Genomic DNA, 15,797 nt, shown 5'->3' with positions numbered 1-15,797 from the left:
CGCCGTCGCGCACCCGTCTTCGTCACGGGTCGGGCGGGCCGGGATCGCGGCGACCCGGGGGCGGCGGGCGCACCGCTGGTGGCCACCGGACCCGGCAGTAGACTCCGCCCTCGATGGACGCCGAGCCCACCCCCGCCGAGACCCGCCCCTGCGCCCACTGCGGACGCCAGGTGCCGCAGCGCGTCGGCGCCGGCCGGCCGTTCCGCTACTGCCGCGACAACGACGGCGCCTGCCAGCGCGCCTCGCGCAACAGCCGGATGCGGCACCGCAACGCCCCCGGCCTGCCCGGTCAGGTGGCCCGCACCTGGGAGGCGGTCGACCGGCTGGAGCAGGTCGCGGAGACCCTCGCCGACGCCCTGCACGCCGAGTTGTCCCCGGTCGGGGTGGAACGCCAGCTCGCGCAGGCCCGCGCCGACGCCGCGACGCAGGTCGCGGCGGCCCAGACCGAACGCGACGAGGCCCGCCGCGACGCCGAGGACGCCGCCGCGGCCGCCGTCCGGGCCCGCGAGGAGGTCCGGTCCGCCGCCGCCGAACGCGACGCCGCCCACGACGAGGCCCGGCGCGCCGGCGAGCGGGCCACGGCCGCCGTCGAACGCGCCGACCGGGCGGAGGCCGCCCGCGACGACGCCCGTCAGCAGGCCAGCGCCGCGGAGGCCCTGCGCACCCAGGCCGAACGCGACCGCGACACGGCCCGCCACGAGCTGCGCGCGCTACGCGTCGAGATCGACGCCGAACGCCGCCGCGGCACCGAACTCACCGGCGAACGCGACGCCGCCCGCGCCGACGCCGACCGGGCGACCCGCGCCGCAACCGAGGCCCTCGACCGCGCGCAGCGCCTGCACGCCGAGGCCGAGCAGGCCCGCGAGCGCGCCGGTCAGGCCCGCGCCGAGGCCGACGCCGCCCGCACGGCCGCCGCCGAGGCCGACGCGGCCCGGCAACGCGCCGAAGCCACGCACCGGGACGCCGAGGCCGCCAGGCGGCGCGCCGAGGCCACCGCCGAGCAGGCCCGCACGGAACTGGCCGCGCTCACCGGCCGGCACGACACGCTGCGCGCCGACCTGGCCGCCGCCCGCGAGGCCGCGAGCGCCGCCGAGGGCCGCGCTGCCGAGTTGACCGTACGGCTGCGTGCCGCCGAGACCGACCGCGACGAGGCGCAGCGGCGGGCGGCCCAGCTCGCCGAGCAGGTCAGCCACCTCGCCGCCGCCCTGGCCCACCTGGGCCCCCGCGCGACCGGCTGAGCTATCTCCGGTCACCCACGGGCGGTGGCGGTGTAGCGGCGGGCCAGCCGCGCGAAGGCGTCCCTGAGCTCGGCCGGGCCGACGACCTCGATGTCGACGTCGAAGCGGCCGATGGAGGCGGCCAGCCCCACCCACGACCACGAACCCAGGACGAGCCGGCAGCGGTGCGGGCCGAGTTCCTCGACGAGCGCGTCGTGCAGGTACCCGGACACCACAGCGGCCGGCAGGTCGAGGATCACCTCCCCGCGGCAGGGCCAGCCGTCGGCGCCCCCGGAGCCCTGGAAGCGGCTGGTCACGAAGGTCGCCACGTCACCCCCGGGCAGCTCACGTGGGGTGAACCGGGGCCCGGTGGGGGTACGCGGGCTGATCCGGTCGGCGCGGAAGGTGCGCCAGTCCCCGCGGTCGAGGTCCCACGCCACCAGGTACCAGCGGCCGCCCCACGTGACGAGGTGGTGCGGCTGCACCCGGCGCGGCGCGGGCAGCCCACCGTCGCCGTCGGCCTCCGGCGGGGTCACGGGGGTGTAGTCGAAGCGCAGCACCTCGCGGGCGTGCACGGCGGCGCCGAGCGCCATGAGCACGCCGCTGTCGACCTGCCGGGCCGCCCGGGTCGGGGACCGCTCGACGGCGGTGACCTGGAGGATGTCGATGCGGTGGCGCAGCCGGGCGGGCATGACCTGCCGGACCGTGTGCAGTGCGCGCGCCGCAGCTTCCTCGATGCCGGCACCGGCGGTCGTGGCGCTCTGCAACGCGATGGCCAGGGCCACGGCCTGCTCGTCGTCGAACAGCAGCGGCGGCAGCTGCGCGCCGGCGGCGAGGCGGTAGCCACCGTCGGGTCCCTTGACGGCCGCGATGGGGTAGCCGAGCTCGCGCAGCCGCTCGACGTCGCGCCGTACGGTGCGCGCGCTCACGTCCAGCCGCGCGGCCAGCAGCCCTCCCGGCCAGTCCCGGCGTGCCTGCAGCAGCGACAGCAACGCCAGCAGGCGTGCGGAAGTTTTCGGCATTCCCCCATGGTGCCCGCAGAAGCGGACACATCCTGTCCGCTTCGGCTGCGAACGTGGTCCACGTGCCCACCGATGACGACACGAAGGACCCGAACGCCGTGACCGACACCGCCACCGCCACGCCCCCGACGACCCTCGACCCCGAGCGGGCCGACCTGCTCGCCGCGCTCTCGACCGCCCGATCCGCCCTGACCGGCACCGTCCGCGGCCTCACCGACGAGCAGCTCGGCCAGCGCCCGACGGCCAGCGCGCTGTGCCTGGGCGGGCTGGTCAAGCACGTCGCGGCCATGGAGCGATCGTGGCTGCGCTTCGTGGTCGAGGGGCCCTCGGCCATGTCCTTCGCCCTGCCCGACGGGGTCACCTGGGCCGACATCACGGCCGGCACGGCCCGCGAGGTACCGCAGTGGCTCGTCGAGCACGAGGCCGGCTTCCGGATGCTGCCCGGCGACACCCTGGCCGGGATCCTCGACCACTACGCGCAGGTCGCCGCCCGCACCGAGGAGACCGTCGCCGCCGTCGCCGACCTGTCGGCGACCCACCCGCTGCCGTCGGCGCCGTGGCACGAGGTGACGGGGGTGCTCAGCGTACGGGGGGTGCTGATGCACGTCATCGCCGAGACCGCCCAGCACGCCGGGCACGCCGACATCCTGCGCGAGAGCCTCGACGGGCAGCGGGCCACCTGAGCGCCCGGCGGGTTCCGGCCACCTGACCGGGACCCGCCCGACCCCGCCTCCGCCGCCCCGCAGGGAAGACGTGCACCGATGACCGTTCTGGACGCCCGGGCGCTCAACCGCGCCACGCTGGCCCGGCAGCTGCTGCTCGACCGCGCCGACGTGCCGGTCCTCGACGCCGTCGCGCACCTGTGCGGCCTGCAGGCGCAGGAACCACAGGAGCCGTTCGTCGGGCTCTGGTCCCGGGTGCGCGGGTTCGACCCGACGGCGCTGTCGGACCTGCTGACCGGCCGGCGCGTGGTGCGGATGCACCTCATGCGCCGCACCGTGCACCTCGTCACCGCCGACGACGCGCTGGCGTGGCGGGCCCGCCACGACGGCATGCTGCGCCAGCGGGTACTCGGGGTCTACCGTCGCGAACTCGCCGGCGTGGACCTCGACGAGCTCGCCACGGCGGGCCGGGAGGTGCTGGCCGACGGCGAGCCCCGCTCGATGACCGGGCTCACGCGGGCGCTCGCCGACCGGTGGCCGGCACCGGGACCGAGGGCGCTGGGCGAGATGCTGCTCGCCGCCCTCGTCCCGGTGGTGCAGCTGCCGCCGCGCGGGCTGTGGCGCACGACGGCGGGCGTACGCAACGGGCTGCTCTCCTCCTGGCTGGGCCGCGAGATCGACCCGCCGGCCCCGCCGGGCTGCGACCCGGTCGGTGAGGCGCTCGTGCGGCGCTACCTGGCCGCCTTCGGTCCGGCCTCGACGGCCGACCTGCGCGCCTGGTCCGGCCTCGCCGGCCTGCCGGCGGCGGTGGCCGCGATCCGCGAGGAGCTGGTCGTCCTGCGCGACGAGCGCGGGCGGCGGCTGTGGGACCTGCCCGACGCGCCGCGCCCCGACGCCGACACGCCCGCGCCGGTGCGGTTCCTGCCGGCGTTCGACAACGCGCTGCTCGGCTACGACGACCGCAGCCGCATCGTCGACGACGCCCACCGTGGCCTGTCGGTCGCCGGCGAGCGCGTCGTCCTGGTCGACGGCCGGGTCGCCGCCACCTGGGGCGTCGCGGCCGACACCGTGACCGTCGCCCCGCTGCGGCGCCTCTCCCGCGCCGAACGCGCCGCCGTGGCCGAGCAGGGTCAGGCGGTGGCGTCGTTCCTCTCCGACGACGACCGCGTACGCATCGCCGCGTCCACGCCCTGAGCACCGCACCGCCCGGGGCAGCGCAGGGACCGTCACCAGGCCATGATGCCGGGGTGGGAAAGACATACGAGCGCATCGACGGCCGGCTGCGCAGCTTCATCGAGGACCAGCCCCTGTTCTTCACCGCCACGGCGCCGCTGTCGGGCGACGGCACCATCAACCTGTCCCCGAAGGGGCTGCGTGGCTCGTGGGCGGTCGTCGACGCGCACACCGTGGCCTACCTGGACTTCGCCGGCAGCAACGCCGAGACAATCGCGCACCTGCGGGAGAACGGGCGGATCACGCTCATGTGGTGCGCGTTCGACGGGCCGCCGAACATCGTGCGGGTGCACGGGCGCGGCGAGCCGGTGTTTCGCGACGACCCCCGCTGGGCGGAGCTGACGGGCCACTTCCCGGACATCGACACCAGCGTCCACGGCCTGCGGGCGATCATCGTCGTACGCGCCGAACTGATCCGCGACACCTGCGGCTACGCGGTGCCGTTCATGTCCTACGACGCCGACCGCGACCTGCACGCCCGGCGGTTCGCCCGGGAGGACGACGCGTCGCTGAGCGACTACTTCGCCGGCAAGGACCACGTGGCCCGCAGCATCGACGGGCTGCCGGGCCTGCCGCTGCCGCTGCCACCGACCCCGGCGACCTGAGCCGGCCGCCGGCGTTCCCGGCGCGGGCTCACGGGCGAGCGGGGCGACGGCGAGGGGCGCGACCGGCGCGTCACCGGCCGTGGCGACCTGCGCGGCTTCGGGGCGGCTACCATCGCCGGTGGCACAGCGAAACCCTCCACCCGCCCGACCCGGCCCGGGGCGACCCCGCCGGGCGGCTGGCGTGGCCGGCTACCCTTGTGCAGGCTCGCCCGGTGGTCCGGGCGGGAATGGCCCGGCGGGAACGGACCGTTACACCGAGAAGACCAGCACCACGAACGAGGGGAAGTCGATCATGGGCGAGCGTATGCTGCGTGGCAGCCGTCTGGGCGCGGTCAGCTACGAATCCGACCGCAACACGGAGCTCGCGCCGCGTCAGACCCGCGAGTACCTCTGTGCCAAGGGCCACCAGTTCGAGGTTCCGTTCGCCGTCGACGCCGAGGTCCCCACGACCTGGGAATGCAAGTTCGACGGCAGCGTGGCCCGGCTGGTCGACGGCAACGAGCCGGAGCAGAAGAAGGCCAAGCCGCCGCGTACCCACTGGGACATGCTGCTGGAGCGGCGTTCCATCGCCGAGCTGGAGGACATCCTCGCCGAGCGGCTGCAGGAGGTCCGCACCCGCCGCGGCCGCGCCTGAGCCGCACCGTCAACGCCACGGCGCCCCGGGAGCATCGCTCCCGGGGCGCCGTCGTGTCCAGGTCAGCTTCGGCCGGGCTCCACGATCTCCCCCTCGATGGCGCGGCCCCCGTCGACGACGGTGGGCTCGGCAGCCGGCTGCGGCTGCGGCGGCTGCTGCGGCGCGCCCCGGCGCACCCGCACCCGGCGCGGCCCGAACAGGTCACCGGCGACCATCGACGACACCCGCCGCTCCGCGGCCCGCTGCACCCCGTTGCGGGCCAGCCGACGCACCGGCGGCACCAGCAACGACACCCCCACCAGGCCACTGAGCAGGCCCGGCATCGCCAGCAGCAGCGCCCCGAGCAGCCCCACGAGACCGTCGGTGACCTGCCGGCCCGGCGGCTGACCGGCCTGCGCGGAGGCCTTGAAGCCCCGCCAGGCGCGCATCCCCTCCCGACGCAGCAGCACCAGCCCCAGCAGCGACACCGCGAACACCACCAGCAGCGCCGAGCCGAACCCGATCGCCCGCCCCACCACGACGAACACCGCCAGCTCCAGCAGCGTCGCCACCAACAGGGCCAACGGCACAAACCTCAGTCCTCGGCGCATCTCACCCCATTCGCCATCAGCGGCGCCTACGGCGGGGCCACCCCGCGCGGGCGCCGGCGCCCCATCCAGCATGACACGCCGCCGCTCAGGGCCACCGCACCTGACCTGTGGGGGTGCCGTGCAGGCCCCGCCGTACCGCCTGCCGCCGGTCCTGCACCCCCCACGTCGTGATCCGCCACAACGCCTCCGCCACGATCAGCGGGCTCATCTTGCTGCTGCCGCGCTCCCGCTCGGCGAACGTGATCGGCACCTCCACGATGCGCGCCCCGGACCGGTGCGCCAGCCGGGACAACTCCACCTGGAACGAATACCCCTGCGAACAGACCGACGCCAGGTCGAATGCGTCCAGGGCCGCCAGCCGGTACACCCGGTAGCCGCCGGTGGCGTCGGACAGCGGCATGCCCAACACCAGCCGCGCGTACAGGTTGCCGCAGCGCGACAGCAGCAGCCGCCGCAGCGGCCAGTTCACCACCCGCGCCCCGGCGGTCCACCGGGAGCCGATCACCACGTCGGCGTCGCGGGCGGCGGACAGCAACGCGGGCAGGTCCTCCGGGGCGTGCGAACCGTCGGCGTCCATCTCCACCACCGCGTCGAAGCCGCGCTCGCGGGCCCACGCGAACCCCGCCAGGTAGGCCGCGCCGAGGCCCTGCTTGCCCTCGCGGTGCAGCACGTGCACCCGGCGGTCGGCGCCGGCCAGGGCGTCGGCGAGCCCACCGGTGCCGTCGGGGCTGTCGTCGTCGGCGACCAGGATCTCCACCGCCGGCGCGGCGCGACGCACCCGCGCCACGATCCCCGCCACGTTGTCGGCCTCGTTGTAGGTCGGGATCACCACGAGCACCCGACCCACCCCCGGATGACCGGTGTCGGCCCGGGTGCCGGTCGTCTCGCCCACCGTCGCTCCCCCTTCGCCGGCGTACCGGCTGGTGTCACCCGGCGCGCGGCCGGCGGCGCAGCACGCCCGCGCCGACCAGGGCCGCCACGGCCAGGGTGGCCAGCGCCACCTCCGGCCACAACCCGACCCGGGTGGCCAGGGTGCGCCCGTCGTCCAGCCGCAGCTGCCGCACCACGACCGCTCGGGTATTGAACCCGGTGGCGTCGCTTACCCGCCCGTCCGGGGCAACGAACCCGGACACCCCGACCGTGGAGGCCATCAACGCCGGCCGGCCGTGCTCGACCGCCCGCAGCCGCACCATCGCCAACTGCTGGCGCGCCTCGGCCACGTCGAACGTGGCGTTGTTGGTCTGCACCACCAGCAGCTGCGCGCCGCCGACGACGGTGTCACGCACCACCTCGTCGTAGGCGACCTCGAAGCAGATCACGTCGCCGAGCACCGCCGCCCCGGTCCGCAGCACCCCCGGCTCGCTGCCCGGCACGAAGTCGGCGCGTACCCGGTCGACCTGCTTGCTGACCATCCGGGCGAGATCACGCATCGGCACGTACTCGGCGAACGGCACCGGGTGCCGCTTCGTGTACCGCTGCTCCAGGTCCGGGCCGCTGCCGGGCCGCCACAGGATCCCCGCGTTGCGCACCTGCCCCTCCCCGGGGCCGCGCAGGACCGCACCGACGAGGATCGGGGCGCCGACCGCGTCGGCGGCCTGCGAGATGCGCGCCCCGGCGTCGGTGTCGCGCAGCGGGTCGATGTCGCTGGAGTTCTCCGGCCACACCACCAGGTCGGGGCGGGGCCGCACGCCCGCGGACACCTGCCCGGCCAGCTCGATCGTGGCGTCGACGTGGTTGTTCAGCACCGCCTGCCGCTGGGCGTTGAAGTCCAGCCCGAGCCGCGGCACGTTGCCCTGCACGATCGCCACCGTGACCGCGGCGCCGCCCCCCGCGCCCGACACCGGCACCAGCAGCCCCACGACGGGCACCGCGACCGCCGCGGCGGCCAGCCCGGCCACCGGCACCCACCAGCGCCGCCGCCCGCCCCACGGCCGCCACAGCGCCGCGACCAGCAGCCCGCCCGTCAGCGCCACCGCGAACGTCACCAGCGGCGCGCCACCCCACGCGGCCAGCCGCAGCAGCGGCGAGCCGTCCTGGCTGAACGCCAGGCGCCCCCACGGGAACCCGCCGAACGGGGTGCGGTCGCGCAGCGCCTCCTGCCCCACCCACAACAGGCCGGTCACCAACGGCCAACTCCACCGCGCCCGCTCGACCAGCGGCGACACGTACGCGCCCGCCGCGCCCAGCAGCGCCAGGTAGCCGGCCTGCAACAGCGACAGCAACACCCACGGCAGGTAGCCGGTGTGCAGGTTCGTCCAGCTCAGCAGCGGCGCGAACAACGCCACCCCGGTCAGGAAACCCAGCCCGGCGCCAGCGCGTACCCGACGCCGGTGCGTCGCCGCGGCCAGCAACGCCACGCCCAGCGGCGCGAGCGGCCACAGCCCGTACGGCGGGAACGCCGCCAGCAACGCCAACCCGGCGATCACCGCCATCGGCACGGCCACCCGCAGCGGCAGCGGCCGCGCCACCTCGGGCGTCCCCGCCCCCACGGCGCCCGGCTGGCTGCTGTCCCCGGCCGGCGCCGGCACGTTGCCCACGATCACGGGCCGAAGGCTACCCGCCCACGGGTTCCCGCCCCGCCCGGCGCCGCATCCGACGCCCCGTCGCGGCGCGTAAGGGCGGTTCCTCCCGGCAGGGGGCCGCAGACACAAATCGGGGCGCGGCTCGCGCCGCGCCCCGATGCTCCCAGGCCCTTCCCGGCCGGTGGGGCGAGAATGAGCTGCGCCGACCTTCGGACCGACCCGACGTGGACTGGCTGCCCCCGCCTGGCCGTTGTCTACTGGCCGTGCACCTCACCCTGCCCGTACACCGGTAACCGCGGCCGGTTCGCGCCGCCCCGCCGACCCCCGCCCGCTGGACCTGGCCGCCGCGACGCACTGCTCACATGTCGCTCGGCCAGCGGACGAAGGGACGAAGCGAACAACAGCCGCTTCCCGTAGTAGGACTCAAAGACGGTACGGCGTGGACCCCCGCCGCTGTCAACCCACCCGGGCCTGTCGTGTGATGCACCACGGCGTGTCGCGTCGGCGAGTCTCAATCCGTCGCGAGGTGCCGGCGCAGCAACGTCCCCGCCGCCGCCGGATGCTCGGCGGCCAGCAGCCCACCGGCGGCCAGCACGTAGTCGACGTCGACGACCGGCCGCGCCGCACGCGGCAACGGCCACCCACCGGCGTGGTCGGCCAGCACCGCACCCAGCACACCCGCCGCATCCGCCGGCGCGGCGTGCCGCAGCACCCCACCGGAACCCACCAGCAGCCGCACGTCGCGCAGGTCCCGCCCGGCCCGCTCACCCGTGGCCGCGCCCCGGGCGTGCCGACGCAACGCCACCGTCGCCGCCAGGGCCGCGATCCGGGCGTCCACCGCACGCTCCGCGTCCCCCACCGGCAGGAACCCCGGATCGCCCGCGCGCACCGCCGCCCCCGCCGCCAGGTCGTCGCCCTGCGCGTCGGTCAGCAGCCGCTCCTCGACTGCCGCCCGCACCACCCCCGGCGCGCTCCACCGCATGCCCAGGTCCCCCTCGACGGTACGGGCCCGCCACAGCGACCCCGCCACCTCCCGCCCCGGCCCGGTGGCCCGCTCGTCCGGCGTGAGCACCGAATACACGTCCGTGGTGGCGCCACCCACGTCCACCACCACCAGATCACCACCCAGGGTGTCGGCCAGCACCTCCACGCCGGTCAGCACCGCGTCGGGGGTGGCCGCCCGCACCAGCCGCGCGAACCGCGACCCGCGCGACAGCCGCTTGCCCCCGATCACGTGCCGCAGGAACACCTCCCGGATGGCCGAGCGCGCCGACGCCGGCGCCAGCACCCCGATGCGCGGCAGCACGTTGTCGGCCACCGTCACCGGCACCCCCGCCGCAGCCAGCACGGCGTGCAGGTCGTCGCGGACGTCGACGTTGCCGGCCAACACCACCGGCACCCGCCAGCGGGCCCGCGCCAGTCGCGTCGCGTTGTGCGTCAACGTCTCGGCGTCACCACCGTCGGTGCCACCTACCAGCAGCACCACGTCCGGGCGGGCCGCCCGCAGCCCCGTCAGGTCCGCCGCACCGAGCCGACCCGCGGCCACGTGCACCACGTTCGCGCCCGCCGACAGACCCACCCGCCGGCCCGCCTGCGCGGTCACCAGCCGCTCGTAGCCGACGACCGCCAGCCGCAACCCACCACCGGCCGACGAACACACGTACCAGGGCGCCTGACCCGCCGCCAGGCCGGCGGTGGCCGCCGCCACCGCCGCGTCCAGGCCGTGCAGCACGTCCGTGCCCACCGTCGTCGGCGCCGACGCCCCCGCCACCAACGCGCCCGCGTCGAGGTCCACCACCGCCACCTTCGTGTACGTGGACCCGACGTCGGCGCAGACCGCGTACCTCACGCCACCGGCGGCACGACCACCGTGCCGGTCGCGGTGACCGCCACGATCGGCTCGCCGAGCACCTCCGCCGCCGACTCACCCCGATCCGGACGCCCCCGGCACACCACGGCCGCGACGAAGTCGATCGTGCGGCTACGCGTACCCACCCGGGTCACCGTCGCCGTCACCTCCAACACGTCACCCGCCCGCATCGCCGCCCGGAACTGCACGTCCGAGTACGACGCGAACAACCCCTCGTCACCGTCGGTGCGGATACACACCTCCGTGGCCACGTCCCCGAACAACCCCAGCGCGTACGCCCCGTCGACCAGGTTGCCGGCGTAGTGGGCGTGCGAATACGGCACGTACCGCCGGTGCACGACCGTCAGACCCACCCGGGAATCACTCATGCCTTCGCCTTCTTCTCCGTGACCAACGCGTGCACCAGGAAACTCGCCACCTCACCCGGGGTGGTCCCCCGACCGAAGATCCGGTCCACGCCCAACTCGCCGGCCATCGACTCGTCGAAACGCGGCCCACCCACGATCAGCAACGGCCGACGCCCCGCCGGCATCGCCTCCCGGAACGCCGCCGACATCTCCCGCGTGTTGTGCAGATGCGCGTCGCGCTGCGTCACCACCTGCGACACCAGCACCGCGTCCGCGCGCTCCACCCGCGCCGCCTCCACCAACTCCGGCACGCTCACCTGCGCACCCAGGTTCGTGACCTTCAACTCCCGGTAGTACTCCAGGCCCTTCTCCCCCGCGATGCCCTTCACGTTGAGGATCGCGTCGATGCCGACGGTGTGCGCGTCCGTGCCGATGCACGCCCCCACCACCGACAACTTGCGCCGCAACCGCCGCTTCACCACCGCGTTGACCTCCTTGGCGCTCAGCAGCGGGAAGTCACGCTCCACCACCTGCACCGCCGACAGGTCCACCAGATGGTTCACCCGCCCGTACACCACGAAGAACGTGAAGCCGTCACTCATCGGCTTGGCGTGCACCAGCATCGCCGGATCGATGCCCATCTTGTTCGCCAACTGCACCGCCGCGCCCTCGGCCCGCTTGTCGTGCGGCACCGGCAACGTGAACGACACCTGCACCATGCCATCGCCCGTGGTGTCCCCGTACGGCCGGACGATCTTCTTCCCGGCGTCCCCGCCGGCCTCGACGGCGCTCACGCCCGTGCCACCTCTCCACCCGCCACCGACGCCTCCAGGATCTCCGTGGCCGGATTGAAGTAGCCGGCCTCGTGCGCGGCCACCCCCGCCAACCCCTTGCCCCGGTCCGCCGGCCGCTTCATGATCCCGAACGTGCCCTCGGCGATCGCCGTCAACAGCGACTGATCACCGATGCGCTCCAGCAGGTCGACCGCCTCACCCAGCACCCGGTTCGCCCGCTGCTGGATGAACCCGCCCGACGCCGGCACGAAGTCCTCGTGCAACCCACCGGCCGCACCCAGCACGTACCGCACGTTCTGCAGGGCGATGTCCCGGTCCGACAACCACGGCGTCACCACCGCCTCGGTCATCATCCCCACCAGCAGGATCCCCTGACCGGTCATCGTGCCCACCAGGTTGAAGAACCCGTCCAGCAGATTGCCCCGGAACACGTCGCCCGTCATGTGCTTCGTCGGCGGCATCCACTTCAACGGCGCGTCCGGGAACAACTCCCGCGCCAGCAACGCGTGCGCCAACTCCAGCCGCAACGACTCCGGTACGTCCGGGTTGATCTCGAACGCGTGCCCCAACCCCAACTGCCAGTCCGCCAACCCCGCCTCGTGCGCGAAGAACTCGTTGAGCAGCTGCGACACCGTCACCGTGTGCGCCTCGTCCACCGCGTCCGCCGTGGTCAGGTAGTTGTCCTCACCGGTGTTGATGATGATCCCCGCCCGCGCGTGCACCTGCCGCGAGAACCGCTGGTCCACGAACGTGCGAATCGGGTTGATGTCCCGGAACAGGATCCCGTACATCGAGTCGTTCAACATCATGTCGAGCCGCTCCAGGCCCGCCAGGGTCGCCATCTCCGGCATGCACAGACCCGACGCGTAGTTCGTCAACCGCACGTAGCGGCCCAACTCCCGCGACGACTCGTCCAACGCCGCCCGCATCAACCGGAAGTTCTCCTGCGTCGCGTACGTGCCCGCGAAGCCCTCCCGCGTCGCCCCCTCCGGCACGTAGTCCAGCAGCGACTGCCCCGTCGACCGGATCACCGCGATGACGTCCGCGCCCGCCCGCGCCGCCGCCTGCGCCTGCGGAATGTCCTCGTAGATGTCGCCCGTCGCCACGATCAGATAGATCCACGGCCGCTGCGCCGGATCCCCGAACCGCTTCACCAGCCGGTCGCGCTCCGCACGCCGCCGGTCGATCGCCCGGATCCCCGCACCCACCGCCCGCCGCGCCGCCTTCCGCGCCGCCGTGGCCGCCTTCCCCGTCGGCACCTCGAACCGCACCGACCCCGCCGCCGCCTTCTGCGCCAGCAACGTCACGTCCCCGAGCTGCTCCCGGGCGAGCGCGTCGAACACCGGCAACGCCACCCCGTGCCCCAACCCCACGTCCGCGACCACCGCGTCCACGAGCCGGTTCACCCACGGAATACCGTCCGGATCCGCGCCGGCCACCCCGGCCAGCCGCAGCACCGCCCGCTCCACCGACACCGTCGTGTGGCTGCGCGCCAGATCCACCACCGGCTGCCCGGCGCGACGCGCCAACTCCCGCGCCCGCGCCACCAGCCGCGGATCAAGGTCAAGCTTGCCCGTCACACCGTCACCCGACCCTGCCCCGCGACGGCGCCACACGCCGTACCGATGGTTCGCTCGCTCACGAAGACCCTTCCTCGTAGATCACGTCACCGCGCAACACCGTGCGCCGACACACCGGCAGCGGCGTCGGGTCCTGCGGACCACGCGCCTCCGGGTCCGCGGCCAACAACACCGGCAACCCCCGGTCCACCCCCGCCGGCGTCGACCACACCGCGAACGTCGCCGGTGCCCCCAACGCCAGCACACCCTCGTTGTCCAGCCGCACCGCACGCCACCCGCCACGGGTGTGCGCCGCGAACGCCGACCGCACACTCATCCGCTGCGTCGGACTGTGGTGCCACACCGCCGCCCGCACCGAACCCCACGGATCCAGCGGCGTCACCGGCGAATCCGACCCGAACGCCAACGCCACCCCGACACCGTGCATCGCACCCATCGGATTCGACTCCAACGACCGCTCCAGGCCCAGCCGCGACTCGTACATCCGCCCCGCGCCACCCCACAACCGGTCGAACGCCGGCTGCATGCTCGCCACGATCCCGTACTCCACGAACCCGGCGATCAACCGCTTGTTCATGATCTCCGCGTGCTCGATGCGGTGCCGACCCGCCCGCACCCGGTCCGTGCCCAACCTCTCCGCCGCCCCCGCGAAGCCCTCCAGCACCGTCGAGATCGCCGCGTCACCGATCGCGTGGAACCCACCCTGCACACCGTGCGCCGCACAGTCCAACAGATGCTCACGCACCTGCTCCGCACTCAGGTAACCGTGCCCGCAACCCCCCTCACCATCCAGGTAGTCACGCGACACGTGCGCCGTACGTGACCCCAACGCCCCGTCGGCGAACAGATCACCCCCCGCACCCACCGCACCCAACTCCCGGGCCCGCGCCGCACCCAGCAGCTCACCCCAGTACCCGTACACCTCCGCCACGCCGTCACCCGACAACGCCAACAGACCCGTGAAGTCCTCCTCGTCGGAGATCTCCGGACCACCGCACTCGTGCACCGCCGCGATACCCAGCGACGCCGCGTGCGCCAACGCCGCCCGCTGCGCCGCCACCCGCTGCGCCCCCGTCACCGACGCGAACGCCGCCGCCCGCACCACGTGGTGCGCGTCCCGCCGCAACCACCCCGACGCGTCGTACCCCGCCGCCGACACCACCTGCGGACACGCCGCCAGCAACGCCGCCGACACCAACGCCGAATGGATCGACGCCTGCGACAGATACAGCCGCCGACCCCCGGCCGCCCGGTCCAACATCGCCGCGTCCGGCAACCGCGGCACCAACCAACTCGACTCGTCCCAGCCGTGCCCCAACACCACCGCGTCCGACGGCAACCCCGCCGAGAACCCCGCCACCGCGTCCAGCAACTCCGCCGCCGAACGCACCGCCGACAGATCCAGCCCCGACAACGCCAACCCCGTGTCCGTGGCGTGCACGTGCGCGTCCACGAACGCCGGCGTCACCAACGCCCCGTCCAGATCCACCACCCGCTCGGCGACCGGCGCGTCCGCGTCCACCCCCAACCAGGAGATCCGGCCATCGGTCACCAGCAGAGCCGTCGCGCTCGGATCGGCCGGGCAGTGCAGCGTCCCGCCGCGGTACAGAGTCGAGGGGTTCGTCATGACCATCAGTCTGCCGCCAGACGCGCCTCGAACAACGCCCGCACCCCCGACTCCGAGCGCAACAGACCCAACGCGAACTCGGCGTGCCCCGGCACGTACCCGTTGCCGACCAGCATCGTCACGTCCGCCGCCAGGCCCTCCGCCCCCAACGCCGCCGCCGCGAAACTCGTCGCCATCGAGAAGAACACCACCGTGCCGCCGTCCTCCGTCGCCAGCACCGCACCGTGCTCACACCCCGGCACGTCCACGCAGACCACCGTCACGTCCGCCGGCGCCCCCAACGCCGTCGTCACCGCCGACGACAACGCCACCGGATCCCGAGCGTCGGCCAACGCCACCACGTCCGCCAGACCCACCGCCGCCAGCGCGTCACGCTCCGCCACGACCGGCACCACCCCGACCGTACGGGCGGCACCCGCCCGCCGCGCCGCGGCCAGAGACAGCGACCCGCTCTTGCCCGCGCCACCGATCACCGCCACCCGCACCGGCGTCGGATCCTCCGCCCGCTCCCGCTCCGCCACGTACCGCGACACCACCCGCGCCGTCAGCGCCGGCGCCCCGCACACGTCCAGCACCGCCAGGGACAACTGCGGATCGAGATCCGCCGGCAGCACCGCCGCGATCGACCGGGCGAACAGGATCGCGTACCCGTCGCACGGCACCTGCTCGCTGCGCCCGTCCCAGCGGGCCAGCCCGTCGAGGATCGTCAGCGGCGTCAGCGTCAGCGACACCAGGGTCGCCACCCGCTGTCCCGCCCGCAGCCCCAGCGGGGACCGCCGTCCCGCCTCCTCCACGGTGCCGATCAGCATCCCGCCCGAGCCGGTCACCGGGTTCTGCATCTTGCCGCGCGTCGACACGATCTGGAGCACCTCGGCGCGGACCGCGTCGCCGTCCCCGCCGTGCTTCTCCCACAGCTGCCGGAAGCTCGCCGCGTCCAGGTTCAGCCGCTCCACCCGGATCCGCACCTCGTTCGGCGCGATCTCCGGACTCGCGTCCAGCCGCCACGCGGCCTGCGGCAGCACCCCCGCCGGTTCGACAACGCGGTGCAGACCCACCGGTGACGTCACGCCGACCTCCCCTGTCACGCCGCTCGA

The 15,797-nt window shown here is 74.6% G+C and carries 14 protein-coding genes and 1 pseudogene; 5 read left to right on the top strand and 10 right to left on the bottom strand.

All coding sequences use genetic code 11. The annotated features are described in order from the left end of the window. The first annotated feature begins 113 nt into the window (after window positions 1–113). A complete protein-coding gene (locus tag ACLQ20_RS10845) occupies window positions 114–1,238 on the top strand; it encodes a hypothetical protein (RefSeq protein ID WP_425855247.1) in 1,125 nt (374 codons plus the stop codon). An 11-nt stretch (window positions 1,239–1,249) separates the two neighbouring features. Here the strand turns inward: ACLQ20_RS10845 and ACLQ20_RS10840 are convergent, their stop codons facing one another. Further along, on the bottom strand, window positions 1,250–2,239 hold the full coding sequence (locus tag ACLQ20_RS10840) for a helix-turn-helix transcriptional regulator (RefSeq protein WP_327028305.1): 990 nt from the start codon (window positions 2,237–2,239) through the stop codon (window positions 1,250–1,252). A gap of 62 nt (window positions 2,240–2,301) precedes the next feature. Between ACLQ20_RS10840 and ACLQ20_RS10835 the strand changes: the two genes are divergently transcribed. The 4 genes from ACLQ20_RS10835 (at window position 2,302) to ACLQ20_RS10820 (ending at window position 5,373) form a co-directional block, all read left to right on the top strand. Then, on the top strand, window positions 2,302–2,922 hold the full coding sequence (locus ACLQ20_RS10835) for a DinB family protein (protein ID WP_425855245.1): 621 nt from the start codon (window positions 2,302–2,304) through the stop codon (window positions 2,920–2,922). Window positions 2,923–3,000: 78 nt separating this feature from the next. Continuing rightward, window positions 3,001–4,095 carry a winged helix DNA-binding domain-containing protein gene (locus ACLQ20_RS10830; protein ID WP_425855243.1) on the top strand — a complete coding sequence of 365 codons (1,095 nt, stop codon included), beginning with the start codon at window positions 3,001–3,003 and terminating at the stop codon, window positions 4,093–4,095. Between the two features lie 53 nt (window positions 4,096–4,148). Then, window positions 4,149–4,739: a pyridoxamine 5'-phosphate oxidase family protein gene (locus ACLQ20_RS10825; protein ID WP_425855241.1), complete on the top strand. Its 591-nt coding sequence runs from the start codon at window positions 4,149–4,151 to the stop codon at window positions 4,737–4,739. Window positions 4,740–5,031: 292 nt separating this feature from the next. Beyond that, window positions 5,032–5,373: an RNA polymerase-binding protein RbpA gene (locus ACLQ20_RS10820; protein WP_007460094.1), complete on the top strand. Its 342-nt coding sequence runs from the start codon at window positions 5,032–5,034 to the stop codon at window positions 5,371–5,373. A gap of 62 nt (window positions 5,374–5,435) precedes the next feature. On the opposite strand, the gene ACLQ20_RS10815 is transcribed toward ACLQ20_RS10820, so the two are convergent. From ACLQ20_RS10815 to ACLQ20_RS10775, 9 genes and pseudogenes are all read right to left on the bottom strand, one after another. Beyond that, a complete protein-coding gene (locus ACLQ20_RS10815) occupies window positions 5,436–5,963 on the bottom strand; it encodes an FxsA family protein (protein ID WP_425855239.1) in 528 nt (175 codons plus the stop codon). Window positions 5,964–6,048: 85 nt separating this feature from the next. Further along, window positions 6,049–6,855 (bottom strand): polyprenol monophosphomannose synthase, encoded by an 807-nt coding sequence (locus ACLQ20_RS10810; protein ID WP_425855237.1) that lies wholly within the window; start codon window positions 6,853–6,855, stop codon window positions 6,049–6,051. Window positions 6,856–6,863: 8 nt separating this feature from the next. After that, a pseudogene (gene lnt / locus ACLQ20_RS10805) lies at window positions 6,864–8,506 on the bottom strand (apolipoprotein N-acyltransferase); the annotation flags it as partial. A gap of 490 nt (window positions 8,507–8,996) precedes the next feature. Continuing rightward, complete coding sequence (locus ACLQ20_RS10800; RefSeq protein ID WP_425855235.1) at window positions 8,997–10,334, bottom strand: glutamate mutase L; 1,338 nt, start codon at window positions 10,332–10,334, stop codon at window positions 8,997–8,999. Further along, window positions 10,331–10,723 carry a hotdog domain-containing protein gene (locus tag ACLQ20_RS10795; RefSeq protein ID WP_151457592.1) on the bottom strand — a complete coding sequence of 131 codons (393 nt, stop codon included), beginning with the start codon at window positions 10,721–10,723 and terminating at the stop codon, window positions 10,331–10,333. Before ACLQ20_RS10795 ends, ACLQ20_RS10800 begins: the two co-directional genes overlap by 4 nt. Continuing rightward, window positions 10,720–11,496, bottom strand: coding sequence for an OAM dimerization domain-containing protein (locus ACLQ20_RS10790; protein ID WP_132237542.1), 777 nt, complete (start codon window positions 11,494–11,496; stop codon window positions 10,720–10,722). Before ACLQ20_RS10790 ends, ACLQ20_RS10795 begins: the two co-directional genes overlap by 4 nt. Further along, complete coding sequence (locus ACLQ20_RS10785; protein WP_425855232.1) at window positions 11,493–13,076, bottom strand: lysine 5,6-aminomutase subunit alpha; 1,584 nt, start codon at window positions 13,074–13,076, stop codon at window positions 11,493–11,495. The genes ACLQ20_RS10790 and ACLQ20_RS10785 overlap by 4 nt, the downstream gene beginning before the upstream one ends. Before the next feature lie 58 nt (window positions 13,077–13,134). Then, on the bottom strand, window positions 13,135–14,703 hold the full coding sequence (locus ACLQ20_RS10780; RefSeq protein ID WP_425855230.1) for an amidohydrolase: 1,569 nt from the start codon (window positions 14,701–14,703) through the stop codon (window positions 13,135–13,137). A gap of 5 nt (window positions 14,704–14,708) precedes the next feature. After that, the gene (locus ACLQ20_RS10775; RefSeq protein WP_192581549.1) at window positions 14,709–15,758 is read right to left on the bottom strand and encodes a zinc-binding alcohol dehydrogenase; all 1,050 of its coding nucleotides are present in this window, start codon (window positions 15,756–15,758) and stop codon (window positions 14,709–14,711) included. Window positions 15,759–15,797 lie beyond the last annotated feature (39 nt).

Source organism: Micromonospora sp. DT46, from assembly GCF_049841735.1.
In the GTDB taxonomy this organism is placed as follows: Bacteria; Actinomycetota; Actinomycetes; order Mycobacteriales; family Micromonosporaceae; genus Micromonospora; species Micromonospora reichwaldensis.
The sequence above is the reverse complement of the archived record's forward strand: the minus strand, read 5'-3'. Positions and strand labels throughout refer to the sequence as shown.

Excerpts from the sequence above, each read along its gene's own strand:
- ACLQ20_RS10780 (WP_425855230.1), bottom strand. The coding sequence starts at position 14,703 with ATGACGAACCCCTCGACTCTGTACCGCGGCGGGACGCTGCACTGCCCG.
- ACLQ20_RS10830 (WP_425855243.1), top strand. The coding sequence starts at position 3,001 with ATGACCGTTCTGGACGCCCGGGCGCTCAACCGCGCCACGCTGGCCCGG.
- ACLQ20_RS10840 (WP_327028305.1), bottom strand. The coding sequence starts at position 2,239 with ATGCCGAAAACTTCCGCACGCCTGCTGGCGTTGCTGTCGCTGCTGCAG.
- ACLQ20_RS10845 (WP_425855247.1), top strand. The coding sequence starts at position 114 with ATGGACGCCGAGCCCACCCCCGCCGAGACCCGCCCCTGCGCCCACTGC.
- ACLQ20_RS10815 (WP_425855239.1), bottom strand. The coding sequence starts at position 5,963 with ATGCGCCGAGGACTGAGGTTTGTGCCGTTGGCCCTGTTGGTGGCGACG.
- ACLQ20_RS10795 (WP_151457592.1), bottom strand. The coding sequence starts at position 10,723 with ATGAGTGATTCCCGGGTGGGTCTGACGGTCGTGCACCGGCGGTACGTG.
- ACLQ20_RS10820 (WP_007460094.1), top strand. The coding sequence starts at position 5,032 with ATGGGCGAGCGTATGCTGCGTGGCAGCCGTCTGGGCGCGGTCAGCTAC.